The organism is Streptomyces sp. S465 (assembly GCF_026898115.1).
Classification (GTDB): Bacteria; Actinomycetota; Actinomycetes; order Streptomycetales; family Streptomycetaceae; genus Streptomyces; species Streptomyces luomodiensis.
Map to the genome: position 1 here is coordinate 3,306,237 of NZ_CP114036.1, position 24,960 is coordinate 3,331,196.

21 protein-coding genes and 1 tRNA gene are annotated in these 24,960 nt (G+C 70.9%); 8 read left to right on the forward strand and 14 right to left on the reverse strand.

The genetic code is table 11. The annotated features are described in order from the left end of the window. Positions 1-102: 102 nt before the first annotated feature. From N6H00_RS14390 to N6H00_RS14400, 3 genes are all read right to left on the reverse strand, one after another. Entirely contained in the window at positions 103-606 is a 504-nt protein-coding gene (locus N6H00_RS14390) for a single-stranded DNA-binding protein (RefSeq protein ID WP_268972069.1), read from the reverse strand. Positions 607-753: 147 nt separating this feature from the next. Then, positions 754-2,658 (reverse strand): GTPase, encoded by a 1,905-nt coding sequence (locus N6H00_RS14395; protein WP_268972070.1) that lies wholly within the window; start codon positions 2,656-2,658, stop codon positions 754-756. 6 nt (positions 2,659-2,664) lie between these two features. Then, complete coding sequence (locus N6H00_RS14400) at positions 2,665-4,275, reverse strand: dynamin family protein (protein WP_268976964.1); 1,611 nt, start codon at positions 4,273-4,275, stop codon at positions 2,665-2,667. A gap of 380 nt (positions 4,276-4,655) precedes the next feature. On the opposite strand from N6H00_RS14400, the gene N6H00_RS14405 reads away from it, so the two are divergent. After that, positions 4,656-4,728 (forward strand) — tRNA-Arg (locus tag N6H00_RS14405). Positions 4,729-4,915: 187 nt separating this feature from the next. Here the strand turns inward: N6H00_RS14405 and ctaD are convergent. From ctaD to N6H00_RS14430, 5 genes are all read right to left on the reverse strand, one after another. Further along, positions 4,916-6,709 carry an aa3-type cytochrome oxidase subunit I gene (gene ctaD / locus N6H00_RS14410; protein ID WP_268972071.1) on the reverse strand — a complete coding sequence of 598 codons (1,794 nt, stop codon included), beginning with the start codon at positions 6,707-6,709 and terminating at the stop codon, positions 4,916-4,918. Between the two features lie 202 nt (positions 6,710-6,911). Then, positions 6,912-7,109, reverse strand: a complete 198-nt coding sequence (locus tag N6H00_RS14415) for a hypothetical protein (RefSeq protein WP_268972072.1) — start codon at positions 7,107-7,109, stop codon at positions 6,912-6,914. A gap of 115 nt (positions 7,110-7,224) precedes the next feature. Next, positions 7,225-7,419, reverse strand: a complete 195-nt coding sequence (locus N6H00_RS14420) for a DUF2795 domain-containing protein (RefSeq protein ID WP_268972073.1) — start codon at positions 7,417-7,419, stop codon at positions 7,225-7,227. Positions 7,420-7,803: 384 nt separating this feature from the next. Continuing rightward, on the reverse strand, positions 7,804-9,075 hold the full coding sequence (locus N6H00_RS14425; protein ID WP_268972074.1) for a cation:proton antiporter: 1,272 nt from the start codon (positions 9,073-9,075) through the stop codon (positions 7,804-7,806). A 4-nt stretch (positions 9,076-9,079) separates the two neighbouring features. Beyond that, complete coding sequence (locus tag N6H00_RS14430) at positions 9,080-9,550, reverse strand: cation:proton antiporter regulatory subunit (protein ID WP_268972075.1); 471 nt, start codon at positions 9,548-9,550, stop codon at positions 9,080-9,082. A 160-nt stretch (positions 9,551-9,710) separates the two neighbouring features. On the opposite strand from N6H00_RS14430, the gene N6H00_RS14435 reads away from it, so the two are divergent. Beyond that, the gene (locus N6H00_RS14435; RefSeq protein ID WP_268972076.1) at positions 9,711-10,115 is read left to right on the forward strand and encodes a hypothetical protein; all 405 of its coding nucleotides are present in this window, start codon (positions 9,711-9,713) and stop codon (positions 10,113-10,115) included. A gap of 69 nt (positions 10,116-10,184) precedes the next feature. On the opposite strand, the gene N6H00_RS14440 is transcribed toward N6H00_RS14435, so the two are convergent. Continuing rightward, the gene (locus tag N6H00_RS14440) at positions 10,185-11,174 is read right to left on the reverse strand and encodes a zinc-binding alcohol dehydrogenase family protein (protein ID WP_268976965.1); all 990 of its coding nucleotides are present in this window, start codon (positions 11,172-11,174) and stop codon (positions 10,185-10,187) included. A gap of 352 nt (positions 11,175-11,526) precedes the next feature. Between N6H00_RS14440 and N6H00_RS14445 the strand changes: the two genes are divergently transcribed. Then, complete coding sequence (locus tag N6H00_RS14445; RefSeq protein WP_268972077.1) at positions 11,527-12,570, forward strand: polyprenyl synthetase family protein; 1,044 nt, start codon at positions 11,527-11,529, stop codon at positions 12,568-12,570. 183 nt (positions 12,571-12,753) lie between these two features. Here N6H00_RS14445 and speB read toward each other — a convergent pair whose 3' ends face one another. After that, positions 12,754-13,755, reverse strand: coding sequence for an agmatinase (gene speB / locus N6H00_RS14450; protein WP_432280587.1), 1,002 nt, complete (start codon positions 13,753-13,755; stop codon positions 12,754-12,756). 216 nt (positions 13,756-13,971) lie between these two features. On the opposite strand from speB, the gene crcB (N6H00_RS14455) reads away from it, so the two are divergent. Genes crcB (N6H00_RS14455) through crcB (N6H00_RS14465) form a run of 3 tightly spaced genes read left to right on the forward strand, consistent with a single transcriptional unit; the run spans position 13,972 to position 15,184 of the window. Next, positions 13,972-14,481 carry a fluoride efflux transporter CrcB gene (gene crcB, locus N6H00_RS14455; protein WP_268972078.1) on the forward strand — a complete coding sequence of 170 codons (510 nt, stop codon included), beginning with the start codon at positions 13,972-13,974 and terminating at the stop codon, positions 14,479-14,481. Further along, positions 14,478-14,813: a DUF190 domain-containing protein gene (locus N6H00_RS14460; protein ID WP_268972079.1), complete on the forward strand. Its 336-nt coding sequence runs from the start codon at positions 14,478-14,480 to the stop codon at positions 14,811-14,813. The genes crcB (N6H00_RS14455) and N6H00_RS14460 overlap by 4 nt, the downstream gene beginning before the upstream one ends. Continuing rightward, complete coding sequence (crcB, locus tag N6H00_RS14465; protein WP_268972080.1) at positions 14,810-15,184, forward strand: fluoride efflux transporter CrcB; 375 nt, start codon at positions 14,810-14,812, stop codon at positions 15,182-15,184. Before N6H00_RS14460 ends, crcB (N6H00_RS14465) begins: the two co-directional genes overlap by 4 nt. A gap of 104 nt (positions 15,185-15,288) precedes the next feature. On the opposite strand, the gene N6H00_RS14470 is transcribed toward crcB (N6H00_RS14465), so the two are convergent. Continuing rightward, on the reverse strand, positions 15,289-16,224 hold the full coding sequence (locus N6H00_RS14470) for a LysR family transcriptional regulator (RefSeq protein WP_268972081.1): 936 nt from the start codon (positions 16,222-16,224) through the stop codon (positions 15,289-15,291). A 175-nt stretch (positions 16,225-16,399) separates the two neighbouring features. After that, on the reverse strand, positions 16,400-17,449 hold the full coding sequence (locus N6H00_RS14475; RefSeq protein WP_329618531.1) for a sulfotransferase: 1,050 nt from the start codon (positions 17,447-17,449) through the stop codon (positions 16,400-16,402). A gap of 624 nt (positions 17,450-18,073) precedes the next feature. On the opposite strand from N6H00_RS14475, the gene N6H00_RS14480 reads away from it, so the two are divergent. Further along, on the forward strand, positions 18,074-20,878 hold the full coding sequence (locus tag N6H00_RS14480) for a helix-turn-helix transcriptional regulator (protein ID WP_268972083.1): 2,805 nt from the start codon (positions 18,074-18,076) through the stop codon (positions 20,876-20,878). A 39-nt stretch (positions 20,879-20,917) separates the two neighbouring features. After that, a complete protein-coding gene (locus N6H00_RS14485; RefSeq protein WP_268972084.1) occupies positions 20,918-22,576 on the forward strand; it encodes a flavin monoamine oxidase family protein in 1,659 nt (552 codons plus the stop codon). 63 nt (positions 22,577-22,639) lie between these two features. Here the strand turns inward: N6H00_RS14485 and N6H00_RS14490 are convergent, their stop codons facing one another. Both N6H00_RS14490 and N6H00_RS14495 read right to left on the reverse strand, forming a co-directional pair. Beyond that, on the reverse strand, positions 22,640-24,049 hold the full coding sequence (locus N6H00_RS14490; RefSeq protein WP_268972085.1) for a class I adenylate-forming enzyme family protein: 1,410 nt from the start codon (positions 24,047-24,049) through the stop codon (positions 22,640-22,642). 53 nt (positions 24,050-24,102) lie between these two features. Then, complete coding sequence (locus tag N6H00_RS14495) at positions 24,103-24,714, reverse strand: thioesterase II family protein (protein WP_268972086.1); 612 nt, start codon at positions 24,712-24,714, stop codon at positions 24,103-24,105. Positions 24,715-24,960 lie beyond the last annotated feature (246 nt).

The window sequence follows — 24,960 nt, forward strand, 5'->3', positions numbered from 1 at the left end:
CCAGGAATGCCCCGACCCAACCGATCCGAATCGAAATCGTTATCTCGTCCACAGATTTCAAATGACTTGGGATTATCGACAAATCTCTGTGACCACGGCCACTCACGGGGAAGTTGCCCCAGTCGGTGTGTTTAGCAGAGGTTTGGCCTGTGAAACCCGCCGAAAAGCGGATGTACCCCGCGTGAGGTCGTGTCCGACCGCCACCGCGTCGATCTCCGCGGTGACCCAGCGCCTGGGCTGATGCGCCCCGCCGCCGAGGTCCGCGCCGGGCGCGCCCGGGGCCGCGGCCCCGGCCGGGCCTCCGCCGTCCCCCCGCGGCGGACGGTCCCGCTCCCGGTCCCATTCACGCTCCCGCACCCGCAACGTCCCGTGGACGACGAGGGGTTCACCCAGCGATACCGACCCGGCGACATTCGCGGCGAGCGACCGCCATGTCCAGACCGTGTAGAAACTCGTGTACGCGTCCACCCACGCGTCCCGCCCCCGGTCCCAGCGGCGCACCGTCGCCGCCAGCCGGAACCGGGCCACCGCGACACCCGCGGCCGTCTCCCAGAAGTCCGGCCGCGTCGCGGCATTGCCCACCACGGTCACCCAGCTCTCGTTCACCGGCTACGCCTCCCCCGTCACTCATCACTTCGCGGCTCTGCCGTGCCGTTCGTGGACCATGCTGCCCCCGATCGCGAGGCTCCGCCGGGCCCTGTGCACGACCCCGCGATTGTGGACAACTCGGTCATCCGTCCGGGTGACCGGCCGTCATGTCCCGCCCGCCGCGATGACGTACTGCGCCCGCACCTCCGCGTACCGGGCCAGCTCCGCCTCCACCGGCTCCAGCACCCGCGTCCGCCCGCACCCCGCCGCCGCCTCCCGCAGCAGGCCCTCCACCGACTGCCCGTGGCGCCGCGCGGGCCCCCGCGCGGCCGTCCGGGAGGCCCAGGCCAGCGCCGGGCCGACCACCGCGCCGCCCGTCACCGGCAACGCGGACAGCCACCACTCCGGTCCGCCGAACACCCCGGCCACGGCCCCCAGCAGCCACAGCACCCCCACCACTTGCGCCACCAGCAAGGCCATCTGCACCGCCGCCACCATCGACCACCACACGGGCCGGGGCGGCCGCCGGCTCGCCGTCGCGGCCGCCACCGCCTCGTCGACCGCCTCCGCCAGCCCTCTGCCGCCCCACCTCGCCGCCTCCCGCACGGCCTGGGCCCATGGGCCGGGCAGCCCCGCCGTCGCCTCGTCCGCGAGCGCCCGCACGGCCTCCTCCACCGCGGGCCGCGCCGTGACCGCCTCCGCCGCCACCGTCCGCGCCCGCGCGCCCGGGATCTCGGTCCGCTCCGGGACCCCCGAGGTCCGCGAGGCCGAAGGGCACCCCGGGTCCCCCAGGGTCCGCTCCTTCCTGTCCCGCAGCCGCCCCCATGGCGTTCCGCAGGCCCATTCGGCGTCCCTCAGCCAGGCGCGCTCCGCCGCCTGTCCGGCCGCGGCCGCGCCGGCCGCCTCGGCCAGCCGGTCCGCGAAGGCCGTCCGCGCCCGCTCGGTGAGCCCGACCGGTCCGCCGTCCGCCACGTACTGCGGCCGCAGCCGGGTCATCGTGCCCTCCACGTCCGCCGACAGCCGACGCTCGGCCGCCCCGCACTCGGCCGTGAGCCGCCCCAGCATCTCCCGCAGCTCCCGGACGCCCTCGCCGGTCAGCGCGGACAGCGCGAGCACGGCCGCCCCGGGCTCCCCGTGCTCCCCGAGGGCGAGCCCGTCCTCGTCCAGCAGCCGCCGCAGATCGTCCAGCACCTGGTCCGCGGCCTCGCCCGGAAGCCGGTCCACCTGGTTGAGCACCACGAAGGTCACCTCGGCGTAACCGGCGAGCGGCCGCAGATAGCGCTCATGGAGGACCGCGTCCGCGTACTTCTCCGGGTCCACCACCCACACCACCGCGTCGACGAGGCCCAGCAGCCGGTCCACCCGCTCCCGGTGGCCCGGGGCGGCCGAGTCGTGGTCGGGCAGGTCGAGGAGGACCAGACCGCGCAGCGCGGGGTCGTACGGATAGCCCGGGTTGCGCCGGTCCACCGCCGGGATGCCGAGCCGGTCCAGCAGGCCGTCGGCGTGATCGGTCCACGCGCAGGCGAGCGGCCTGGCGGTGGTCGGACGGCGGATGCCGGCCTCGGAGAGGGGCGCTCCGGCGAGCGCGTTGAAAAGTGTCGACTTACCGCTTCCGGTGGCCCCGGCGACGGCGACCACGGTGTGCCCGTAGGGGTGCCGTCCCCGCGCGTCCGCCTCGTCGAGCACCCGCGCGGCCCCGGCGAGCGTGCGGGCCTCCAGCCGGGACCGGGACAGCCCCACAAGCTGGCGCAGGGCCTCCAGACGGGGTCGCAGGGTGCCCGTGGCGAAGCTTCGGACGCCCGCCTCGTACACGGCGTAAGGAGGGCCGCAGAAGGGCCGCCGGCCGGTCCTCTCCGCCGTGAGGCCCGCGGGGCCGTGGGAGGTGCCCGGTGCGGGCTCCGCCACCGTCCCCTCGTCCACCGCGCGGGCCGGGCGGCCCACGGCCCGTCCTCCGGCCCACCGGTGCGCGCGCCGGGCGATCAGGCCGTCGTCCCAGGTGTGGCGGCCCCCTTCCGCGTCCCGGTCTGCCCCACCGCCCTCGTTTCCGTCGTTGTCCTCCGTGGCCGTCACTTCCGGTCACCTCTCCTTCTGCAGTACGGACAGCGCGGCGATCAGCTCGACCTGGTGGTCCGGGGACATGTCCAGGGCGTCCAGAGGGGCGAGTCTGCGGTCGCGCTCCGCCCGCATGACGCGTGCGACGCAGCCGTCGAGCAGCCGTCCGCCGCGGTCGCCCAGGCGCAGCGCCGCGTGCGCGCCCAGGGTCTCGGCGAGCTTCTCGCCCGCCTTACGGGCGCGGCGTCCGCCCAGGAGGGATGCGGCGAGCAGGGCGGCGATCTTCTCCGGGACACAGCTGCCCCCGTGTTCGGCGATCCGGACCCGGGCCTCCTCCTCGGCCAGCTCCTCGACACAGCGCCGCCAGTGCCGGACGGCCACGCCGATCCGCTCGGCGGCGCCGCGCGCGTCGCACGGCGCGAGCCCGGCCCGCGCGGCCGGGTCCTGCCGGCCGGCCTCCGCGAGCTGTTCGTCGGCGGTGGCGGCCGCGCCGCGCAGCAGGGTGGCCAGGGAGCCGGTGAGCGCCGTAAGGAGCTCGTCGGGGGTGCTGTCCTGCGGCAGGCCCTGCCAGTGGGTGAGCGCGCCGCCCGCGAGCGCCGCGCCCCGCTCGATCTCGCGCCGCACCCGCTCCGCCGCCTCCCCGTACGCGCCCTCGACCCGCTGGACCAGCCGCACCGCGGCCGCGTGCTGCGCCGCCGCGGCCCCGGCCAGCGCGGGCATCCGGGAGCGGAGCGAGTCCAGCGTCCCGGCGACCGTGCGGGCGGCGGCGACGGTGCGGGCATAGGGGTCCTGTGCGTGCTGGGTGAGCCAGGTCCGCAGCGCGGCGACGGCGGTGGCGGGCAGCAGCCCGCTGCCGCCGCCCGCGGACTCGGGGAGCTCGGGGATGGTGAAGCGCGGGACATCGCCGAGCCCGGCGGCCGTAAGGAGCGCGGCGTACTGCCGGGAGACCTCGGCGGCCACCTGGTGCGGCACCCGGTCCAGGACGGTGACGAGGGTGACGTCGTACTCCTTCGCGGTCCGCAGCAGATGCCAGGGGACGGCGTCGGCGTACCGGGTGGCCGTGGTGACGAGCACCCAGATGTCCGCGGCGCAGATCAGTTCGGCGGCCAGATCGCGGTTCTGCGCGACCAGCGAGTCGATGTCGGGCGCGTCGAGCAGGGCGAGCCCCCGTGCCAGCCCCGGGTCGGTCTCCACCCGCAGCGCCGCCGGTCCCTCCTGCGCCCGCTCCTCCTCGTCGTACGCGCTCTCCGCCCGCTCCCCCTGCGCCGGCACCCACACCCGGGCGAGCCGCGGCAGCACCCGCTGCCCGGCGAACCAGGGGTGATCGTCGGGGTGGCACACCAGCACCGGCGTCCGCGTTGTGGGACGCAACACACCTGCCTCGGTGACCCGTCGGCCGACCAGCGAATTCACCAGGGTGGACTTGCCCGCGCCGGTCGATCCCCCGATGACCGCCAGCAGGGGCGCTTCGGGGGCGCGCAACCGGGGCACGAGGTAGTCGTCCAGTTGAGCGAGCAGCTCGGCACGGCTGCGGCGAGCGCGGTCGGCGCCGGGAAGGGGGAGCGGAAACCGAGCGGCGTCGACACGGTCACGCAGTGCGGTCAGCGCGTCGAGCAGCCGGGGCCGTACGTCCAAGATCGCCACACGGTGAAGAATGCCCGCTTTTGGCGCCTTTTTGAAGCGTATGCTCACTCGCGCGCGTCAAAGAGACCTACCCGGATCAACCTAAAAGGGGCACGGGGTGAGCGTGACCACAGAGGCTCGGGCATAACGAGTGCACAACACCCGTTCTCTGATGCGTGAAAATCGATGCAAGTTCCGCACCTCCCTGCGATTATCGGATCGCTTCACCGAACCTCCACAACGTGCCACGCAGGTGAAGCACCCGGGGCGAGGCGCAGGGAGCCCTATCCTTGTCCCCGGCAAGGTCACGGTCCGTCGAGTCCGGCCACCCGCACCACGGCCGCCCCGCCGGTCCCGTGGACACCGGGGGCTCACCAGCTCCACGACCACCGGCCCCCGTAGCTCAGTGGATAGAGCAGGCGCCTTCTAAGCGCTTGGCCGCAGGTTCGAGTCCTGCCGGGGGCGCAGCGGACCCTCTCCTCTACGCACGTAGCGGAGAGGGTCCCTTGTCCGTTCGGCCGTCGTGGACGGTTGCCTGTTCGGCCGTCGTAGTCGTGCCGCGGGACCGGGATCGGACCGGAAGGGAACCGGGACGGGGCAGGGCCGGGAGCCATCGCTCCCGGCCCTGCCCTGGAACCGTACGGCGCGGGGGTCAGTCCCCGCGGCCCCGGGTGCCCCCGCCCTCTTCGCTGCCCCCGCCCGCTTCCGGGCCCGGCTCGCCGCCGGTGCGCTGCTCCTTGGTGCCGAGGTCCAGCGGGGCGCCCATGCCCCCGGAGAGGGGCGGTCCGTGGTGGGTGGGCACCTCGTGCACGACCACCTCGGGGTGGTGGAGGTCGAAGGCGGGGGACTCTGAGCGGATTTGCGGCAGGGTGAGGAAGTTGTGCCGGGGCGGAGGGCATGAGGTGGCCCACTCCAGGGAGCGGCCCCACCCCCAGGGGTCGTCGGTCGCGACGCGCTTTCCGTACTTCCCGGTCCGCCACACGTTGTAGACGAACGGCAGGGTGGACAGGCCCAGGAGGAAGGAGCCGATGGTGGAGACCGTGTTCAGCGCGGTGAAGCCATCGGCGGCCAGATAGTCGGCATAGCGGCGCGGCATGCCGTTGGCACCCAGCCAGTGGTGCACCAGAAAGGTCGCGTGGAAGCCGATGAACAGGGTCCAGAAATGGATCTTGCCGAGGCGTTCGTCGAGCATCGTTCCGGTGAACTTGGGCCACCAGAAATAGAATCCGGCGAACATCGCGAAGACCACCGTGCCGAAGACCACGTAGTGGAAGTGGGCGACGACGAAATAGCTGTCATGGACCTCGAAATCCAGCGGAGGCGAGGCGAGGATCACCCCGGTCAGGCCGCCGAACAGGAATGTGACCAGGAATCCGATGGCCCACAGCATGGGTGTCTCGAAGGAGAGGGAGCCGCGCCACATGGTTCCGGTCCAGTTGAAGAACTTCACCCCGGTCGGCACCGCGATGAGGAACGTCATGAAGGAGAAGAACGGCAGGAGCACCGCACCCGTGGCGAACATGTGATGGGCCCACACCGTCGCGGAGAGTCCGGTGATGGCGATGGTGGCGCCCACCAGACCCATATAACCGAAGATCACCTTGCGGGAGAACACCGGAATGATTTCGGTGATGATGCCGAAGAACGGCAGGGCGATGATGTAGACCTCGGGGTGACCGAAGAACCAGAAGAGGTGCTGCCACAGCACCGGCCCGCCGTTCGCTCCCTCGAAGACGACCGCGCCGAATTTACGGTCCGCCTCCAGCACCAGCAGGGCGGCCGCCAGAACGGGGAAGGCGATCAGCACCAGGATCGAGGTGAAGAGGATGTTCCAGGTGAAGATGGGGAGGCGGAACATCGTCATTCCCGGGGCACGCATGCACACGATGGTCGTGATGAAGTTGACGGCGCCCAGAATCGTGCCGAAACCGGAGAGGGCAAGGCCCATGACCCACAGGTCGCTGCCGGTGCCCGGGGCGCGCATCTTGCTGCTGAGCGGCGTATAGGCGGTCCAGCCGTAGTCGGCCGCGCCTTGGGGGGTGAGCAGACTGCCGATCACGATCAGCCCGCCGAAGAGGAAAAGCCAGTACGAAAGCATGTTCAGCCGGGGGAAGGCGACGTCCGGGGCGCCGATCTGTAGCGGCATGATCTCGTTGGCGAATCCGGCGAACACCGGCGTGGCGAAGAACAGCAGCATCAGCGTGCCGTGCAGGGTGAAAGCCTGGTTGTACTGCTCCGGACTGATCAACTGGAGTCCCGGCCGGGCCAGTTCGGCGCGCATGACCATGGCCAGCAGGCCGGCGATCAGAAAGAAACCGAACGCGGTCACCAAGTACAGGTGTCCGATTTTCTTATGGTCCGTCGTGGTGAGCCAGTCGACCACGATCCTGCCGAGTTTGGTGGGTTCCGCGGGAGCTTCAAAGTCGGGCTTGGTTGTCGTCGCCATGTCCGTGTCCGCTCCTCGGCAGTGTGTGGGCGGCCGGCGGCACCGGCCCACGAATCCGTTGTATCGATTCGCCCACCATTACCGGAAGCGGGACGGCGATTCGGACCCGACTCGCCGAAAAGGTCCCGGGCCCCATCGGGCATTGCGCGGAACACGGCAGGAGTTTCGTCCTGGCGAGCCGCTCGGGGATGCCGGAGGGCCCTCACCGTACGCCCTCCTCGCGGGACCGCCGGGTCAGCAGGCCGACGATCCTGCCGCCGAGCGACGGATGGGCCGTCGGCGGGGCGTCGGTCACCGGGGCCGGCCGCGACGGTCTGCGCCGCCACCGGCGGATCCCCGCGCTGACGACGACCGCAGCGGCGCCGAGCAGTGCCGATCTCGCCCGTCGCACACGTGACATCGGTCTTCTCCCATCCTCCGGGTGCGGATGAGCGGGCGCCTCGCATTCGCGAATCAGGCGTGTGCCGGTGCGGAAGTCCTCCGCTCTCCGCACCGGCTTCCGCCTCGCCGAGCTGCTATTCGCCCTTGAAGACGGCTTTCTGGACGTCGTCGGGGCCTTCGAAGCTGCCCTTCTTGACGTGCGACAGCTCATCGACCAATTCGCGGTCGGCCCCGTTCTCCTTGGCGCGTTCCACCAGGGACTGGCGGTCGGCCGGATAGCTGGCACCCTTGAGCGCCTTCTGGAGATCGGTGGGGTTGGGTTTCGTCATGACGAATCCTCCGTTCACCTGCCTGTCGCGGGCCTCGGGGCCCAGCCCCGGTTACCCATGTCCGGAGGGCCCAATCAGAGGGCGGCCCGGCTTTCCAGCCTTCGTCGCCGCCGGTCCTGAGGACGGCCCGGTACGGCGGCCGGAGCCGGGGGTGGAGCCGGGGGTGGCCTGGGCTCGGCCGGGATCGGCGACGCGTGAGGGGGCCTGGAGGAGTCAGCCGGTTCGGGGGGTGGGGGGCACGAGGATGAGGGTCAGGGCTGAGACGGTGGAGCCGCGGTCTTCCCACGGCCTTCCCAGTGATCACCGAACGGACGGTCCGGCGATCACCGAGCTGACAGTCCTGTGCTCACCGGACCAACGGTCCGGCGATCATCGAGCGGACGGTCAGGAACGACGCCCCACGGCGTCGGGGTCGTCCAGCGCCTCATGCGGCTCCTCCACCACGGAACCGTTCCCGCCCTCGGCCGACGCGGCCGGGGCGTGCTTGCGGCGCGCCGCCAGGCGGGCCGTGATCAGCCCGGCGACGGGCTCGGTGTAGCGGGCGGTGAGCGGGCCGAGGACGACCAGGATCAGGACGTACGCCGTGGCCAGCGGGCCGAGCGACGGTTCGATACCAGCGGTGACGGCAAGTCCCGCGATGACGATCGAGAACTCGCCACGGGCCACCAGCGTACCGCCGGCCCGCCAGCGGCCCCGGACGGAGATTCCGGCCCGCCGCGCCGCCCAGTAACCAGTGACGATCTTCGTACCGGCGGTGATGACGGCCAGCGTCATGGCGGGCAGCAGCACCGGCGGAATGCTGGCCGGGTCCGTGTGCAGCCCGAAGAAGACGAAGAAGACGGCGGCGAACAGATCCCGCAGCGGGCTCAGCAGATGGTGGGTGCCCTCGGCGACCTCCCCGGACAGGGCGATGCCCACCAGGAACGCGCCGACGGCGGCCGACACCTGGAGCTGCTGTGCGATCCCCGCCACCAGCAGCGTCAGTCCGAGCACCACCAGCAGCAGCTTCTCGGGGTCGTCGCTGGAGACGAAGCGGGAGATGAGCCGGCCGTAACGGACGGCGAGGAACAGCACCAGACCGGCCACGCCGAGGGCGATGGTCAGGGTGACGCTGCCCGCCGCCAGGCCCGCGCCGGCCAGCAGGGCGGTGACGATCGGCAGATAGACGGCCATCGCCAGGTCCTCGAGAACCAGGATGCTCAGGATCGCCGGGGTCTCCCGATTGCCGAGGCGGCCCAGATCGCCGAGCACCTTGGCGATGACACCGGAGGAGGAGATCCAGGTGACGCCGGCCAGCACGACCGCGGCCACCGGCCCCCATCCCAGCAGCAGGGCCATCACGGCGCCGGGCAGTGCGTTGAGCACGGCGTCCACGAGCCCGGCCGGGTACTGGGTCTTGAGATTGCTGACCAGATCGGTGGCGGTGTACTCCAGGCCGAGCATCAGCAGCAGCAGGATGACGCCGATCTCGGCGCCGGTCGCGACGAACTCCTCGCTCGCCCCCAGCGGCAGCAGCCCGCCCTCACCGAAGGCCAGGCCGGCCAGCAGATACAGCGGGATCGGGGAGAACTGAAACCGCCCGGCCAGTCGTCCCAGCAGCCCGAGGCCCAGGATGACCGCGCCGAACTCGATCAGAAAGACGGCAGACGAATGCATCGCTTCACTCCCGCCCTAGTATCGCCGCGGCCGTCTCCACGCCCTCGCGGGTACCGATCACGATCAGCTCGTCCCCACCGGCCAGCCGGAAGTCGGGGGTCGGGGAGGGGATCGCCTCCGCCCTGCGCAGCACGGCCACGATCGAGGCGCCGGTCTGCGTCCGCATCCGCGTCTCGCCCAGCACCCGTCCGTTCCAGTACGAGACGGTCGACAGCTCGATCCGCTCGGCCACCAGCCCGAGCTCGGTGGTGGACAGCAGGTTCGGGCTGTGATGAGTCGGCATCAACGCCCCTACGAGCGCTTCCGCTTCTCCTGCGGTCAGCCTGGTGGACAGGGCGCATTCATCGGGGTCTTCCTTCCGGTATGTACTCAGTGTCCGTCCGCCGTCGCGATGCGCGATGACCGACAGCCGCCTGTGTTCACGTGTCGTCAGGTCGTATCGAACCCCGATGCCCGGCAATGGCGTACTGCTCATCCGCGGAGCGCCCACAATCATCCCTCTCGTAGCTGCGGTCTCATGCCACCCTAACGAATGGCAAAGAATAGGTAATGATGGCCGGTGTGCGAGGGTGCGATGGGACGATGCCGACCGCACAAGGTGGGGTGACCATCGAGATACGAGGAGGATGGTGCCCATGATTGAGTGGAGGCGGCTCAGCACCGGCGTCAGGCCGGTTCCCGATCCGGTCGCCACCCCCGTCATCTGGGGCGGGGCCTTCCTCGGCGCACTCGTCCTGGTGGCGACCGTGAACTTCTTCGGCGGCCACGGACGGCCGATGTTCGCCCTGGTCACGCTGTCGCTGCTGGCCGCCCTGCTGGGGCTGTGCTCGCGGTTCGTCGCCGCGCCCGGTACGGCGGCGCTGTGCTGGCTGTTCCTCAACGGCTTCGCCATCCCGCCCGCGGGCCAGCTCACTTGGGCGGGCGACCGCGACACCGGCTGGCTCGCCTGCCTCCTGACGGCGGCCGTCGCCGGCACCGCGCTCGCCCGGGTCGTCAACGCCCGCGCGGGATACCGCCGTATCACCCCGCCGGGCCCGTAACGGACGGCGTGGTCAGGGCGCTTCACGGCGCTGTTTTCACCGCACACCTGGTGCCACACACCTGATGCTCTAGTGCGGCATCGTCAGCACCGCCACACCGCCCACCCGGTCGGCGGCGAGGTCGTCGAGGGCGGTGTCCGCCCGGTCGAAGGGGTAGCGGGTGACCGTGGCGCGGACGCGGTGGTCGGCGGCGTTGGCCAGGAACTCCCGGCCGTCCTCGCGGGTGTTGGCGGTGACGCTGCGGACGGTGCGTTCGCGGAAGAGATGGCGCGCGTAGTTCAGGGAGGGGATGTCGGAGAGGTAGATGCCGGCGATGCTCAGCGTGCCGCCGGCGTCCAGGGCCTCCAGAGCGACCGGGACCAGGTCGCCGACCGGGGCGAAGAGGATGGCGGCGTCGAGAGGCTCGGGCGGTCGGTCGTGGGCGTCCCTCGCGCTGGCGGCGCCGAGGTCCAGGGCGAGGGCGCGGGCGGCGGCCGAGCGGGTCAGGACGTGGACGACGGCGCCCTGGGCGATGGCGACCTGCGCGGTGAGGTGTGCGGAGCCGCCGAAGCCGTAGATGCCGAGCCGGCCGCCCGGTGGAAGATCGGCGCGGCGCAGGGCACGGTAGCCGATGATGCCGGCGCACAGCAGCGGGGCGAGCTCCTCGTCGGCGTATCCGGAGGGCAGCTCATAGGCGTAGGCCGCCGGTACGGTGACGTACTCGGCGTAGCCGCCGTCCGCGTCCCAGCCGGTGTACTCGGAGGACGGGCACAGGTTCTCCTGGCCCCGGAGGCAGTAGCCGCAGCGGCCGCAGGTGCGCCGCAGCCAGGGGACGCCGAGCCGGATTCCGGCGCCGGGGGCGTGCGCCCGCTCGCCCGCCGCGACCACCTCGCCGACGGCCTCGTGGCCGGGGACGACGGGGCTGCGGTGCGGGGGCAGATCGCCGTCGCGGACATGCAGATCGGTGCGGCACACCCCACAGGTCCGGACCCGGACCAGCAGTTCGTCCGCCGCCGGCCGCGGAACCGGCAGCTCCAGCTGCTCGATCCGGCCCGGGGTGGGGACCGTCCATGCCCGCATGGTCGCCGGGAGGCCGGCGTGCGCATCCCTCACACCGCCAACGTAACGCCATGAGGGCCGGGTGCGGCTATCCGGCATGCCTCCCGGCCATGCGGGGGCAGAAGGGCGGATATGTGTCCTGAACCTGCCAGAGCTGAGGACAGTGGTGATCAGGCTCGTGGGCCGCGGATCGGGGCAGAGCTCGTTGACATGGCGCGGGTGCGCCTGGCGGTCGTCCTCGCCATGGGCTGCCGTCCGGCCCGCCGGGACCTGGGCTGGGGTAGCGCCCCGGTTACGGGAATCCGGCGCGGGACATGGCACCTTCTTGACAGAACCCACCGTTCCGGTACTTCCCTCGCCTACGGTCCGCGGCATGGTCGCGTCCGTCACAACCGAGCCCGAGAGCTCCACCAGGCGCTCCATGGCCACGGAGCTCACCATCGGTGACCCCGCGCTCGCGGCCCGTCTGGCGCGCGGAATGGACGCCTCGGAGAAGCGGCTGCGCGCTGTCGCCGCCGAGGCCCGGGACCCTGGTGTCGCGGATGTCGCCGGGCATCTCCTCGGTTCCGGCGGAAAGCGGCTGCGTCCGCTGCTGGCGCTGCTCGGGGCGGAATTCGGCGAGCGCGATCCGTCCGCCGCCGTGACGGCCGCCGCCCTGGCGGAGCTGGTGCATGTCGCCTCGCTGTACCACGACGACGTCATGGATCAGGCCCGCACCCGGCGCGGAGTTCCCAGTGCCAACGCCCGTTGGGGCAATTCCACCGCCGTACTCGCGGGCAATTGGCTGCTGTCGAAGGCGGCGCAGCTCTCCTCGGAACTCGGCCCGGAAGCCATCCGATTGCAGTCGGATGCCACCCATCGGCTGGTCATGGGTCAGGTACGGGAACTCATCGGCCCGTCGGGCGACGACGACCCGCTCTCCCACTACTTCGCCGTGGTGGCCGGGAAGTCGGCCGCGCTCATCGCGATGGCACTGCAACTCGGGGCGGTCCGGACGGGCGCCCCGGAGCGTGTGGTCGAGGCGCTCGCGGAATACGGAGAACATCTGGGGATCGCGTTCCAGGTGGCCGATGACATTCTCGACATCACCTCCAGCTCCGAGGTCTCCGGAAAAGAGCAGGGCAAGGATCTCGCGATCGGCGTCGCCAGCCTTCCGGTGCTGCTGGCGCTGGCCGCCGAGCGGCCCGAGGCGGATGAGTTGCGCACCCTGCTGAACGCCGCCACCGCCGCCCCGGAGGGGGCCGGGCTGCCGAGGGCAGTGGCGCTGCTGGACCGCTGCGGGGCGCTGTCGGAGGCGCGGGCCGTGATGCACGCCCGGCTGCTGCGCGCCCGGACCGCGCTGAACGGACTGCCGCACGGCCCGGCCACCCGGGCGCTGCACGCTCTGTGCGACTTCGTCGCACACCGGGACCACTAGGGCCCTTCTGACGTCCTCCGGGGAGGGCCGGGCCGATGCCCTCGGCCGACCGGCGTACCCTCGGCCGACCGGCGTGGCGCCGGCTGGCCCTCGCGTGGCTGCCGTCCGGGACCGCCGGACGGGACTGCCATCCGGTGCCAGAGGCCAAGGGCCAGAGGAGCGGAACGTGGGACGGGCCGCGGCCTACGACTGCTGCTGCTGCTCTTCCACCCAGCGGTAGAAGGCGATCTGCCGGGACATGAGGGTGACCAGCTCGTACGCGGTGTGTGAGGCGGCCACGGAGGTGATGTCCGCGTGGTCGTACGCCGGGGCGACCTCGACCAGGTCGGCGGAGACCAGATGGCAGTCGGCGAGCCCACGCACGATCTCCAGCAACTCGCGCGAGGTGAGACCGCCCGCCTCGGGGGTGCCGGTGCCGGGAGCGTGCGAGGGGTCCAGGACATCGATGTCCACCGAGATGTAGAGCGGCCGCTTGCCGATCCGCTCCTTGAGCTGCTGCACCACCTCGTCGACCCCGCGCCGCATCACATCGGCCGAGGTGACGATTCCGAAGCCCAGCTTGGTGTCCTCGGTCAGGTCCTCCTTGCTGTACAGCGGGCCGCGGGTGCCGACGTGCGAGAGCGCGGAGGTGTCGAGGATGCCCTCCTCGACCGCGCGGCGGAATGGCGTTCCGTGGGTGTACTGGGCGCCGAAGTGGTTGTCCCAGGTGTCCAGGTGCGCGTCGAAATGCAGCAGTGCCACCGGGCCGTGTTTGCGGGCGACCGCGCGCAGGATCGGCAGCGCGATGGTGTGGTCCCCGCCCAGCGTCATCAGCTGCGCGCCCGTGGACAGCAGCTCCTCCGCGCCCGCTTCGATGTTCTCGATGGCCTCGTCGAGGTTGTGCGGGTTGGCGGTGATGTCGCCGGCGTCCGCCACCTGAACGTAGTGGAACGGGTACGCGTCCTGCGCCGGGTTGTAGGGGCGCAGCTGGCGCGACGCCTCGCGGATGGCGTTTCCGCCGAAGCGGGCGCCCGGCCGGTAGGAGACACCGGCGTCGAACGGCACCCCGACCACCGCGATGTCCGTTGTGCCGACCTGGTCCAGGCGCGGAACGCGGCCGAAGGTCGCTGGGCCCGCGAAGCGCAGGGTGCGCTCGGTCTCCTCGGGCGGTACGGGCATGGCGGTGTCGCGATGGTTCGCGGGCATGATCGGTTCTGAGCCCTTCGCGTGGGGGAAATAGGCGAGCAGTGGATCCTGCGTCAACTATTGAATCCCTCGATCGGGTGAATGCCCACCGTAATCACCCCCTAAAGGCAACCACGCCCCCTATCCGGCAGCCGGTACGCGCCGCTGCCGCAGGGCCCTGTCCGCCGCCTTTCCCCAGGTCGGCTGCCTCCGTCGGCACCGCGTAGCATGAATTCCATGGGCAGCTCACGGTCGCAGGTGGCGGACGAGTGCGGCAGCCCCGGCACCGGCCCGACCCCGCCCGTCCGGCACAGCCTGTGGCAGGGGCAGGGTCCCGTGGTGGCCGTGGTGGCGGTGGGCGGCGCACTCGGGGCGACGGCCCGCTACGGGGCGTCGCTGCTCTGGCCGACCCGGCCCGGCACCTTTCCCTGGACGACCCTGGTGGTGAACGGGGTCGGCTGCGCGATCATCGGCGTCTTCCTGGTGCTGATCAGCGAGGTGTGGACGGCCCACCGGCTGGTGCGGCCCTTCTTCGGTACGGGTGTGCTCGGCGGTTTCACCACCTTCTCCACGTACGCCGTGGACGCGACCCGGCTGGTCCAGGACGGCCGTATCGCGACCGCGTGCGCCTATCTGGCGGGGACCTTGGTGGTGGCGATGGCGGCGGTATGGGCCGCGGTGGCGGCGACCCGGCGCGCCCTCGGCGCGTACGGCGTCGGCCCCGGCGGGAAGGCGGCGGCCCGGTGAACGGCGAGCCCGCGCTGCGGCTGACCGTCTTCATCGGCGAGAACGACACCTGGCACCGCAAACCGCTGTTCGCCGAGATCGTGCACCGTGCCCATCGCGCGGGGCTCACGGGTGCGAGCGTGTTCCGCGGTGTCGAGGGCTACGGCTCCTCGTCCCTGATCCACACCTCGCGGCTGCTGTCGCTCAGCGAGGATTTGCCCATTGCCATCGTGATCATCGATACGGAGGAGCGGGTGCGGTCCTTCCTGCCCGAACTGGAGGAAGTCGTGGGCGACGGCCTGGTGGTGGTCGACCCGGTCGAGATCGTGCACCCCCGGGGCCGCATCCGGTGAACTGGCTGCTGGTGATCGCGGGTGGACTGGTCGGCGCCCCGCTGCGCTATCTGACCGACCGCGCGGTACAGGCCCGGCACGATTCGGTGTTCCCCTGGGGCACCTTCGTGGTCAATGTGGCGGGCGCCGCGGTGCTGGGCCTGCTGACCGGGGCGGCCGTGGCGGGGGCGGCGTCCCCGCGGTTGCAGCTGCTCCTGGGCACGGGGCTGTGCGGAGCGCTGACGACATACTCGACGTTCTCGTACGAGACACTGCGGCTGGCCGAGGAGGGCGCCCGGCTCTTCGCCGTCGCGAACGTGGTGATGAGTGTGGCGGCCGGGACGGGTGCCGCCTTCGCGGGTGGAGCGCTCGCCCACACGATCTGGGGCTGACGGCACACCGCTCGCCCCCGGCACACCACCCGCCCCGACACACCGCTCGTACCGGCGCGGCGGGCGCCCCGGCGCGGCGCGCGTGGGAGCACCGCCACCGGACGCTACGGCAGCAATCGCGTCGCGGTCGGTGGCAGGCCGAACTCCCCGGTGGCCGCCGTCCGCAGATGCTCCAGCAGCACCCGGCGCAGCTCACGCGCGGCCCGGGGCGGCGCGACGTCCTTACGGTGGGCGACAGCGATGGTGCGCTGCATGTCGTGCCCCGCGAACGGGGTGATCCGCAGCCCGGACCGGGCCGCCACCATCCCCGGCAGTACGGCGATGCCCAGCCCCGCCCGTACGAAGCCCAGCACCGCGTCCATCTCGCCGCCCTCCACCGTGAAGGAGGGCTCGAAACCCGCCGCCCGGCACGCCGCCGTGGTGAATTCCCGCAGGTCGTATCCGCGGCGGAACATCACCATCGGCCGGTCCCGCAGATCCTCGACCCGGATCCGGCGGCGGCGGGTCGGTGGTGGGGACGCGGGTGAGGATGCCACCACCAGCTCCTCCCGCAGCAGCTCGGTGGCGGCGAGAGCGGGGGCCTGACCGGGCAGCGGGGTGATGATCAGCGCGAGGTCCAGCTCGCCCGCGGAGAGCGTGCGCACCAGGTCCTGGGAACCGCCCTCGTCCACGATGAGTTCGATGCCGGGAAACTCGTCGTGGAAGCGGCGCAGCACATCGGGGACGAAGCTGGCGCACAGACTCGGCGTGGCTCCCAGCCGCACCCGGCCGCGCCGCAGCTGGGCGACCTCCTGGACCTCGCGGTGCGCGGTCTCGGTGTCGGCGAGGATCTGGCGGGCGAGCGGAAGCAGCGCCTCTCCCGCGTCGGTGAGCGCGATATGGCCGCGCGCCCGGTGGAAGAGATCGGCTCCGAGCTCCCGTTCCAGGGCCCGGATCTGCTGGGACAGCGAGGGCTGGGCGACATGCAGAAGCTCCGCGGCACGGGTGAAGTGCCGGGTCTCTGCGACGGTGGCGAAATAACGCAGCTGCTGCAACTGCACACCATGATGATAGGCAGGCCATGGAATCCTGCCGCAGCACGCCCGCGACGCATCGCTGGGGGAGCTGGGGTGTCGCACGTGTCGCACGTGTCGCCCGGAGGACGGAGGGGCGCATCCGGCGACCGGTCGCGACCGGTCTTCCTCAGGCGGCCGTCGCCGGATGACGACGCGCGCCCTACGGGTGAGTGGCCAGCGCCCGCATCCCCGGGCCGCAGGCCTCGATCAGCGGGGCCAGTTCCGCCTCGGGCAGCGTCCGCGCGGCGCCGCGCCGACCGCCGTCGAGATGCGCGACGGAGGCGTCAAGCCAGGTGGGGAGCGGTTCCACACCGATGAATTCGGCCAGCCGGATGAGTTCCTTCTCCGGTTCCTCGACGAGGGTGTCGTACGACATCGAGGTGCGCTGGGAGGCCGGGACCGTGGCCAGCTTCTCCAGGCCGTCGATCATCACCCCGGACCACAGGCCGCCGAACACGGCGAGCGGGATGGGGCGGTCCCACACCAGCGCCGGGTCCCACTCGTCGCCCAGCAGCGGAGCGAGGTCGGGCGGAAGCTGGGCCGCGTGCTCCGGGGTCAGCTGATACGGCGACTCCAGGCCGCAGTGGTCGGCCATCTCCTTCGCCAGCGGGAGCATCCGGAAGCTGACGTGCCGGCTCATGGAGAAGGCGCAGTCAGGGCCTTCGCGGTAGAGGTGCACAAAGCGCGCCTCGGGGAAGGCGCGGTGCATTTCCGCCACCCGGCCTATGGACAGACCGGTCCGCTCGACGACGGCGCCGGGGTTGCCGAACCGTGCGCCGAGGGTGGCGAAGAAGGCCCTCCAGTGGTCCGCCGGACATCGCGTGGGCCACGAGGTGACCTCGGACTCCAACTCGTCGTAGAGGGCGTCCGGGTCATCGGTCAGATGGGGCAGCACCATGACGCTGATGGCCGGGATGCCGGTGGTCCGGGCGTCGAACCGCCGCTTGGGCAGCCGGTGGTAGAGGAACTCGGGCGGGATGGCCCCATTCTTGATCAAGTTATTGGTGAGGGCATGGGGCCGGGACAGATATCCCCAGAACTCCGGGCCGCTCAGCGGGGCCTCGGCCAGCACCTCCGAATCGGGAATACTGGCGAACAATTCATTGATACTGAGTACGTCCGGGTGAAGATTGATGACCCGGGACAGAGCCGTCGAACCACATCGACCGGTGCCGACGACAAATGTCAAGTTCTGGTTGACCACGCGCACTTTCCTCCAGTTTGCTCGAACAACTAGTCATTTCCCTAGTGGTCGATGACACACCACACTTGGTAGCTACAGCGATGCTAATGGAGGCTCAGAAGCGGCACCCATCCACATCAACCGCCAACCACCGGCCACTGAACAGCGGAAACGCACACGACGAGACGTCAGAGGCGAACTCGGAGTTCAAGACTTTCCGAGTCTTTTGCGCAACTTTCACATCCAGCAGGGCCGCTGCCCCCCGGCTCCACCCCGCTCACCAGCGACGGAGCCCGATCCGACCGGTCACGCGGGGCTTCACAACTCGCTTACCACACCGTGACCTCAGTCGAACAAATTCACCCGTGACACAACGGTCATCTTTTCGCATCAACGGCACTGCTAGAGTTCGCAATCACCTCATACCCGAGATCCAGGGCTGGCACACACCAGCCGCGTCGGGAGAGGCCGAGAACACGCGACGTAACACAGAGCAGCCATGCCGCCGCACAGGGTGCAACCGGAGGGAACAAGGGCACCAATGGCCGGCAAGGTATTTTCGTCCGGGGGGACGGTGCGTTACCAGGTGTGCCATGCACGGTGATTCGCTTCCCCTCGCTCACGAGTAATTTCGGGGAAGGTGCTTCGTACGTGTTGGTGGAGCGCGATCAGGAGATGGCGCGGCTCAGTCGGCTCCTCTTCGAGGACGCCCGGCCAGGAAGCCGACTGGCCGTCATCAGCGGTGCCATGACGTCGGGGAAAACCGCGCTTCTGCACGCCGTGGCGGATACCGCGAGTGCGCGAGGCGTCCGGGTGCTGCCCGCCGTCGCCTCCACCTCGGAACAGAACTTCCCGTACGCCGTGCTCGATCAGCTCTACCAGAGCATGCCGGCGCACCTTCGGCACGCCCGGCCGCGGCCGGGTCTCGACGTGCCCCCGAACCCGTACGGCCCCGACCAGGCCGACCTCCCGCTCCTCCAGGAGTTCCACCGCACACTCGACGAACTGACCGCTGACGCCCCGCTGCTGATCGCGATCGACGACGTCCAGTTCGCCGATCTGCCGTCACTGCGCTGTCTGGCGTACGGCATCCGCCGATGTCGCTCCGAGGCGCTGTCCGTCGTGGTGAGCCGCGGGTCACTGACCGGGCCCACCGCCCCGGCACTGGATGAGGTGCTGCACGAGCCGAAGGTCTGCCATGTGCGGCTCGCCCCGCTCACCGTCGCCGGCGTCACCACCCTGCTGACCGAGGAGTTGGGCGCCGAGGAGGCCGAGCGCCACGCCGCCGCGTTCCACGACATGACGGGCGGCAACCTCCTGCTGCTGCGCGGACTCCTGGACGACCGGTTCTCCCGCCTCGCCCGGGGCCCTGTGCACACCGCGCCGGGCTCTCCGGTGGCCGGAGAGTTGTTCCGGCAGGCGGCGCTGTCCTGCGTGTACCGCGGCGGCCCGGCCCACCGCCGGGTGGCCCATGCCATCGCGCTGCTGGGTGACGCGGTGTCCGTTCCCCTGCTGAGCAAGCTGATCGAGGTCGAGGAGCGGCAGGTCCGGCGGTCGGTGGCGACGCTCACCGAGGTGGGGATCCTGCACGACGCGCAGTTCCGCAGCGACGCGGTGCGCACCGTGCTCCTGGAGGATCTGGAGATGGACGAGCTCGGCCCGCTGCACCACCGAGCTGCCCGGCTGCTGTACGAGGAGGGCGCCGACCCCATCGACGTGGCCCGCCATCTGCTCAGCCACGAGGCGGCCGAGCCGGTCGAGGAGTGGATTCCGCAGGCGCTGCGGGACGCCGCCGAGCAGGCGATCGCCGCCGACCGCAGGGAACTGGCGATGAACTGCCTGCAGATGGCCGATCGGTGCAGCACCGATGAGCGCGAGGCGCTCGTCCTCCAGGCGACCATGGTCCAGGCCATGTGGCCGTTCAACCCGCTGTCCCAGATGCGGCGGCTCCAGTCGCTGGCCGGCCCGGCCGGCAGCGGACAGCTGCCGACGCGGCACACTCTCGCTGTGATCATCGGGCTGCTGGGGTTCGGCCGGATGGGCGAGGCGGCAGCCGCCCTCGCGCAGGTCAGCCGGGCCGCGGCCGGGAGCCCGAGCCCCGAACTCGACACGGGTCTGCGGACCATCGGACTGACGCTCGCCACCACCTACCCCGACCACCCCGAACTGCGGCCCTTCCTGCACCGGGGAGAGCCCGTCGGCCGGTGGGACGACGACGCGCCGTCGCCGGACCGGACCCCCGAGTCCCCCCAGCTCACCGCGCTCGGGGCGCTGTGGACCGTGCTGAGCCGGGGCGTCGACGAGGACACCGTACGGGCCGCGGAGCGGGTGCTGGAGACCGTCCGGCTCTCCGACCGGACGATGCTGACGGTGCACGCCGCGCTCCAGACGCTGGTGTACGCGGACCGCCACGCCACCGCCACCACCTGGTGCGACCGGCTGATCGAGGAGACGTCCAAGCGCGGCGCCAAGGCGCTGCTGGCCTACTTCTGCGTGCTGCGGGCCCAGATCGCGCTGCGCGTGGGACGGCTCCAGGACACCGTCCGGTTCGCGGAGCGGGCGCTGGCGGAGCTTCCGGCGCGCGGCTGGGGGGTCACCGTCGGCATGCCGCTGGGGATGCTGGTCAACGCGCACACCGCGATGGGCAACCATGACGCGGCGGCCGAACTGCTGGCCCGACCGGTGCCGGAGGAGATGTACCGGAACCGCTACGGGCTGCACTACCTCTACGCGCGTGCCCGGCATCAGCTGGCCACCGGCCGTCATCACGCGGCCCTCACCGACTTCCGCGCCTGTGGCGAGAAGATGGCCGCCTGGGACCTGGATTCGCCCGCCACCCTCGCCTGGCGGCTCGGCGCCGCCGAGACCTGGCTGGCCCTGGGCGGCCAGGAGCGGGCGGCGCGGCTGGCGGAGGAACAGCTGGAGCTGGCCGGGGAGTCCGCCTCCCCCACCCGTGGTGCCGCGCTGCGGATCCTGGCCGCCACCCGGCCGTTGAACGAGCGGACCGCGCTGCTCCAGCAGGCGGTGGGGGTGCTCCAGGCGAGCGGCGGCTGGTACGAGATGGCGCGGGCGCTGGCGGATCTGGCGGAGACGCACAAACAGCTCGGGGATCTGGACACCAGCCGGCTGATGACCCGCCGGGCCCTGCGGCTCGCGGACAGCTGCGGCGCCGAGGAATTGTCCCGTTCGCTCCAGCGCACCCCGGCACGCTCGGCCCTGTCGGAGGCGGCCCGTACCGGTGAGGACACCGCCGCGTTCTCCGAACTCTCGGACGCCGAGAGCCGGGTCGCGGCGCTGGCGGCCTCCGGCTACACCAACCGGGAGATCGCCGCTAAGCTCTACATAACGATCTCCACGGTGGAGCAACACTTGACCCGTGTCTACCGGAAGATCAACATCAGCCAGCGCCGAGAACTGCCCGCGAGCCTGGATTTCGATGTCGCTTACACCGCCTGATATCCCCGCGATGCCGCTCGGCCCCAAGAGGTTGATGCCATGACGTGTGCGACCACGTCCGCCACGACGATGCTCGTGCCGGATTTTCCCTTTTCCTACGACAGATGGCTGAGCCATCCCGCCGGTCTCGGCACCCTGCCGAGTGCGGCGCACGGGACGGAAGTCGCGGTCATAGGTGGCGGTATGTCCGGACTGACCGCCGCATATGAGCTTCTGAAACTCGGGCTTCGCCCCGTTCTCTACGAAGCGGAGCAACTGGGTGGCCGGATGCGCTCCACACCCTTCCCGGGGAATCCGGAATACAAGGCGGAGATGGGCGCCATGCGCTTTCCCCTTTCCGCCCGGTCACTGTTCCACTACATCGATCTGCTGGGCCTGCCCACCCGTCCCTTTCCCAATCCGCTGGCACCGGCCACCCCCAGTACGCTGATCGACCTGAACGGCGGCCAGGACCGGGCGCGCACCGCCGGCGAGCTTCCCGAGGTCTACCAGGAGGTCGCCGCCGCGTGGGACAAGGCGCTCCAGGAGCGCGCCGACCTGGCCACCCTGCGGGACGCCATCCAGCGGCGGGACGTCGCCACCCTCAAGACCGTATGGAACGCGCTGGTCAGGGAGTTCGACGACCAGTCCTTCTACGGCTTCCTGGCCACCTCCTCCACCTTCCAGTCGTTCCGCCACCGGGAGATCTTCGGCCAGGTCGGCTTCGGCACCGGCGGCTGGGACACCGACTTCCCCAACTCGATGCTGGAGATCCTGCGCGTCGTGGTCACCGAGGCCGACGACAACCACGTGAGCATCGTCGGCGGGTCCTCGCAGGTGCCGAACGGGCTGTGGGAGCACCGGCCGGAGACCCTCGCGCACTGGCCGGCGGGCACCTCGCTGGCCTCGCTGCACGGTGGCCGGCCCAGACCCGCGGTCACCCGGCTGCGGCGGACCGACGACGGCATACGGGTGACCGACGAGAGCGGCGAGGAGCGCGAGTTCCCCACGGTGGTCTTCACCCCGCATGTGTGGACGCTGCTGAACCGGATCGACTGTGATCCGGCGCTGCTGTCCACCCCGCTGTGGACGGCGGTGGAACGCACCCACTACATGGGCGCGTCCAAGCTGTTCGTCCTGGTCGACCGGCCGTTCTGGCGGGACGCCGACCCGGCGGCCGGCCACGACGTGATGAGCATGACGCTCACCGACCGGATGCCGCGCGGGACCTACCTGTTCGACAACGGGCCCGACCGGCCCGGGGTGATGTGCCTGTCGTACACCTGGAACGACGACTCGCTGAAAGTCGCGACGCTCTCGGCCGAGGAGCGGCTGGAGACGCTGCTGACCAAGCTGGGCGCGATCTATCCGGACGTGGACATCCGGTCGCACATCATCGGCGGGCCGCTGACCGTCACCTGGGAGACCGAGCCCCGTTTCATGGGGGCCTTCAAGAACAATCTGCCCGGCCACTACCGCTATCAGCGTCGGCTGTTCACCCAGTTCATGCAGGGTGGGCTGGATGCGCGGCAGCGCGGCTTCTTCCTGTGCGGGGACGACGTCTCCTGGACGGCGGGGTTCGCCGAGGGAGCGGTGACCACGGCGCTGAACGCGGTGTGGGGGGTGCTCCATCACCTCGGCGGCACCACACATCCGGACAATCCGGGCCCCGGTGATCTCTTCGACGCCTTCGCTCCGCTGGAGCTTCCGTACGACTGACGGCCCCGGCCACCGGCCCAGGGGGAGCCGTCGCCGCAGGTCACCGGCTCCCCCTTCGCCACCTCAGCCCCGGGCGATCTGCTCGAGCCGACGCTTGTCCGGCTTGCCGTTGCGGTTGAGCGGGAAGTTCTCCAGCACCTCGACGCGGTTGGGCTGTTCGTAGACCGGGAGCACCTGGCACAGCCGCTCACGCCAGTACTTGGCGTCCCGCAACTGGTCGTCCTCCACGAAGAACACCAGCTGGGTGTCGCCGGCGCGGCGCTCATCGGGCAGCGGCACGATCCGCGTGGAGATCTCCGCGAGGGCCGCCTTCCGCTCGATCAGCTCCGGGTGGAGCGTGTAGCCGGAGCGGTGCACCGCGAACTTCCGCCCCAGGACGAAGAGATTGTCGTGTTCGTCGAGGTAGCCGAGGTCGCCCGTGGACTGCCAGCCGGTGGGTATGGCGTCGATGGTGCCGTCCTCGGCGAGATGGCCCTCGAGCGCGTCCGGGGTGTCGACCTCGATCTCACCGGCCTGGCCGGGGGCGACCGGATGGCCGTCCTCGTCGACGACGCGCAGTTTGATGCCGTCCATGGCCCGGCCGCAGGAGACCGGGTTCTCCAGGGTGGCGAAGGCGATGTTGCCCAGTTCGGTGCTGCCGTAGCTGTCCAGCAGCGGCAGTCCGAACTCGGCGACATAGCGGTCGGAGAGGGCGCCGTCGAGCGGCGCCGCGCCCGAGCAGAACATCCGGACCTGCTCCAGCCGCGCCCGCAGCGACGGTTTGCGGCCGACCAGGTTGAGCATGGTGCGGTAGCTCGACGGGGTGGCGTCGATCACCGTGGCGCCGGTGCGTCCGGCCATCTGCACCGCCCGGTCCAGGCGCTTGTACGGGGCGATCACCAGTGAGCAGCGGGTCAGCCAGGCGATGAGCACCATGGACAGCCCGTACTGGTGGGCGAAGGGCAGCAGCGGCAGCAGCACATCGTCCGGCCGGTGGCCCACCTGGGCGGCGTTGCGCTCCAGGTTGGTGAGGAACTTGCGGCCGGACTTGACGGCGCCCTTGGGCTCGCCGGTGGAGCCGGAGGTCCACATGATCAGGCCGTCGGGCCGGTCGGCCCAGGCGTCGAAGGACAGTTCGCGGGTGGTGAGCGGGCGTCCGGCAGCCGGGGCGATCAGCTCGTAGAGGCTGACCGCACGGATGTCGGCGTGGATCGGGGCGTCGTCGTCGACGAAGGCGATCCCGGCACCGGTGCGCCGGGCGATCCGCCGGGTCTCGTCCGGGTGCTCCTGCTGGTCGACCAGGACGATGGAGGCTCCCACGTGCATGAGCGCGAACAGCACGCTGACGTAGGCGGCGGAGTTGCCCGCCTTGAAGACGACACGGTCGCCGTGGGCCACCCCGTGCTCGCGGATCACATCGGCGACGCGCAGCGCGTCCAGCTCGAAGTCGGCCAGGGTGTGCACCGAGTCGGGCGCGTAGATCTTCGCGGTCATCGAACGTACTCTTTCCTTTCCGCTGACGAGTACGGGAAGCCCCGGGCCGGCCCCTAGGCTCCCTTGTCCTCGGCGCCGGTCTCCCACTCGGCGTCGACGGAGACTTGTGAGAGCAACTGGTCGTGCACCAGGTTGACGACCTCTCTCCGGCTCGAGTCGAGGTAGCCACGGGAGCCGGGAAACACCTCGAGGTCGAATCGTCCGCTCGTACGCCGCCGCCAGGCCCGTACGCCGCGCAGCGGGGTCTTGGGGTCGCCCTCACCGGCGAGGGCGACGATCCGGCAGCCGAGCACCGGGGGCCCCAGGGACCTCCCCCAGTGCGCGGTCCGGCCGGATACGAACAGGGTGAGCAGCGGCGTTCCGGTCTCCCGTTCCAGGCGCTCGGCGACGCGGTAGGCGAGGTCGGCGCCGGCCCGGTGGCCGAAGAACGCGAGCGGGCGGTCCATCCACTCCGCCAGCGCGCCGAAGATCCGGTCCGCCAGCTCCGGGGAGTCGGCCAACCGCTCCTCGTCGCCGTCCTCGACGCCGATGTGCAGCGGGTACTGGATCGCCAGCACCTCCACCGTGGGCAGCAGCAGCTCGGACAGGGAGAGGTAGTACGCGGTGGAGTGGGCGGATTCAGGGAAACAGATCAGCCGGAAACTGCTTGCGGTTTCTGTTTGCAATATCCGAATAAGGCCCACATCATCGGGCTTGATCTGGCTCAAGGAGTACATCCCCGCGATTGCACTGAGGGGCCGGGCACGAGTGCATGGTGGGGCGCGTCGACCACGCTCGTCCGAGATGCTGACTCCGTGAGGTTACGAGCGCCTTCTCCGGCGCCACAACCCCTAGTGACCGCTATTCGGAGGTACGCCTTATATGCGGGTACCGCGTCATCCCGGTGTGACACGGGCCGCCGGAGGTGCCCC

Bases quoted from the DNA above. Each gene is read 5' to 3' on its own strand.
- ctaD (WP_268972071.1), bottom strand. From the start codon at position 6,709: ATGGCGACGACAACCAAGCCCGACTTTGAAGCTCCCGCGGAACCCACC.
- N6H00_RS14415 (WP_268972072.1), bottom strand. From the start codon at position 7,109: ATGTCACGTGTGCGACGGGCGAGATCGGCACTGCTCGGCGCCGCTGCG.
- N6H00_RS14420 (WP_268972073.1), bottom strand. From the start codon at position 7,419: ATGACGAAACCCAACCCCACCGATCTCCAGAAGGCGCTCAAGGGTGCC.
- N6H00_RS14425 (WP_268972074.1), bottom strand. From the start codon at position 9,075: ATGCATTCGTCTGCCGTCTTTCTGATCGAGTTCGGCGCGGTCATCCTG.
- N6H00_RS14430 (WP_268972075.1), bottom strand. From the start codon at position 9,550: ATGAGCAGTACGCCATTGCCGGGCATCGGGGTTCGATACGACCTGACG.
- N6H00_RS14435 (WP_268972076.1), top strand. From the start codon at position 9,711: ATGATTGAGTGGAGGCGGCTCAGCACCGGCGTCAGGCCGGTTCCCGAT.
- N6H00_RS14440 (WP_268976965.1), bottom strand. From the start codon at position 11,174: ATGCGGGCATGGACGGTCCCCACCCCGGGCCGGATCGAGCAGCTGGAG.
- N6H00_RS14445 (WP_268972077.1), top strand. From the start codon at position 11,527: ATGGTCGCGTCCGTCACAACCGAGCCCGAGAGCTCCACCAGGCGCTCC.
- speB (WP_432280587.1), bottom strand. From the start codon at position 13,755: ATGCCCGCGAACCATCGCGACACCGCCATGCCCGTACCGCCCGAGGAG.
- crcB (WP_268972078.1), top strand. From the start codon at position 13,972: ATGGGCAGCTCACGGTCGCAGGTGGCGGACGAGTGCGGCAGCCCCGGC.
- N6H00_RS14485 (WP_268972084.1), top strand. From the start codon at position 20,918: ATGACGTGTGCGACCACGTCCGCCACGACGATGCTCGTGCCGGATTTT.
- N6H00_RS14490 (WP_268972085.1), bottom strand. From the start codon at position 24,049: ATGACCGCGAAGATCTACGCGCCCGACTCGGTGCACACCCTGGCCGAC.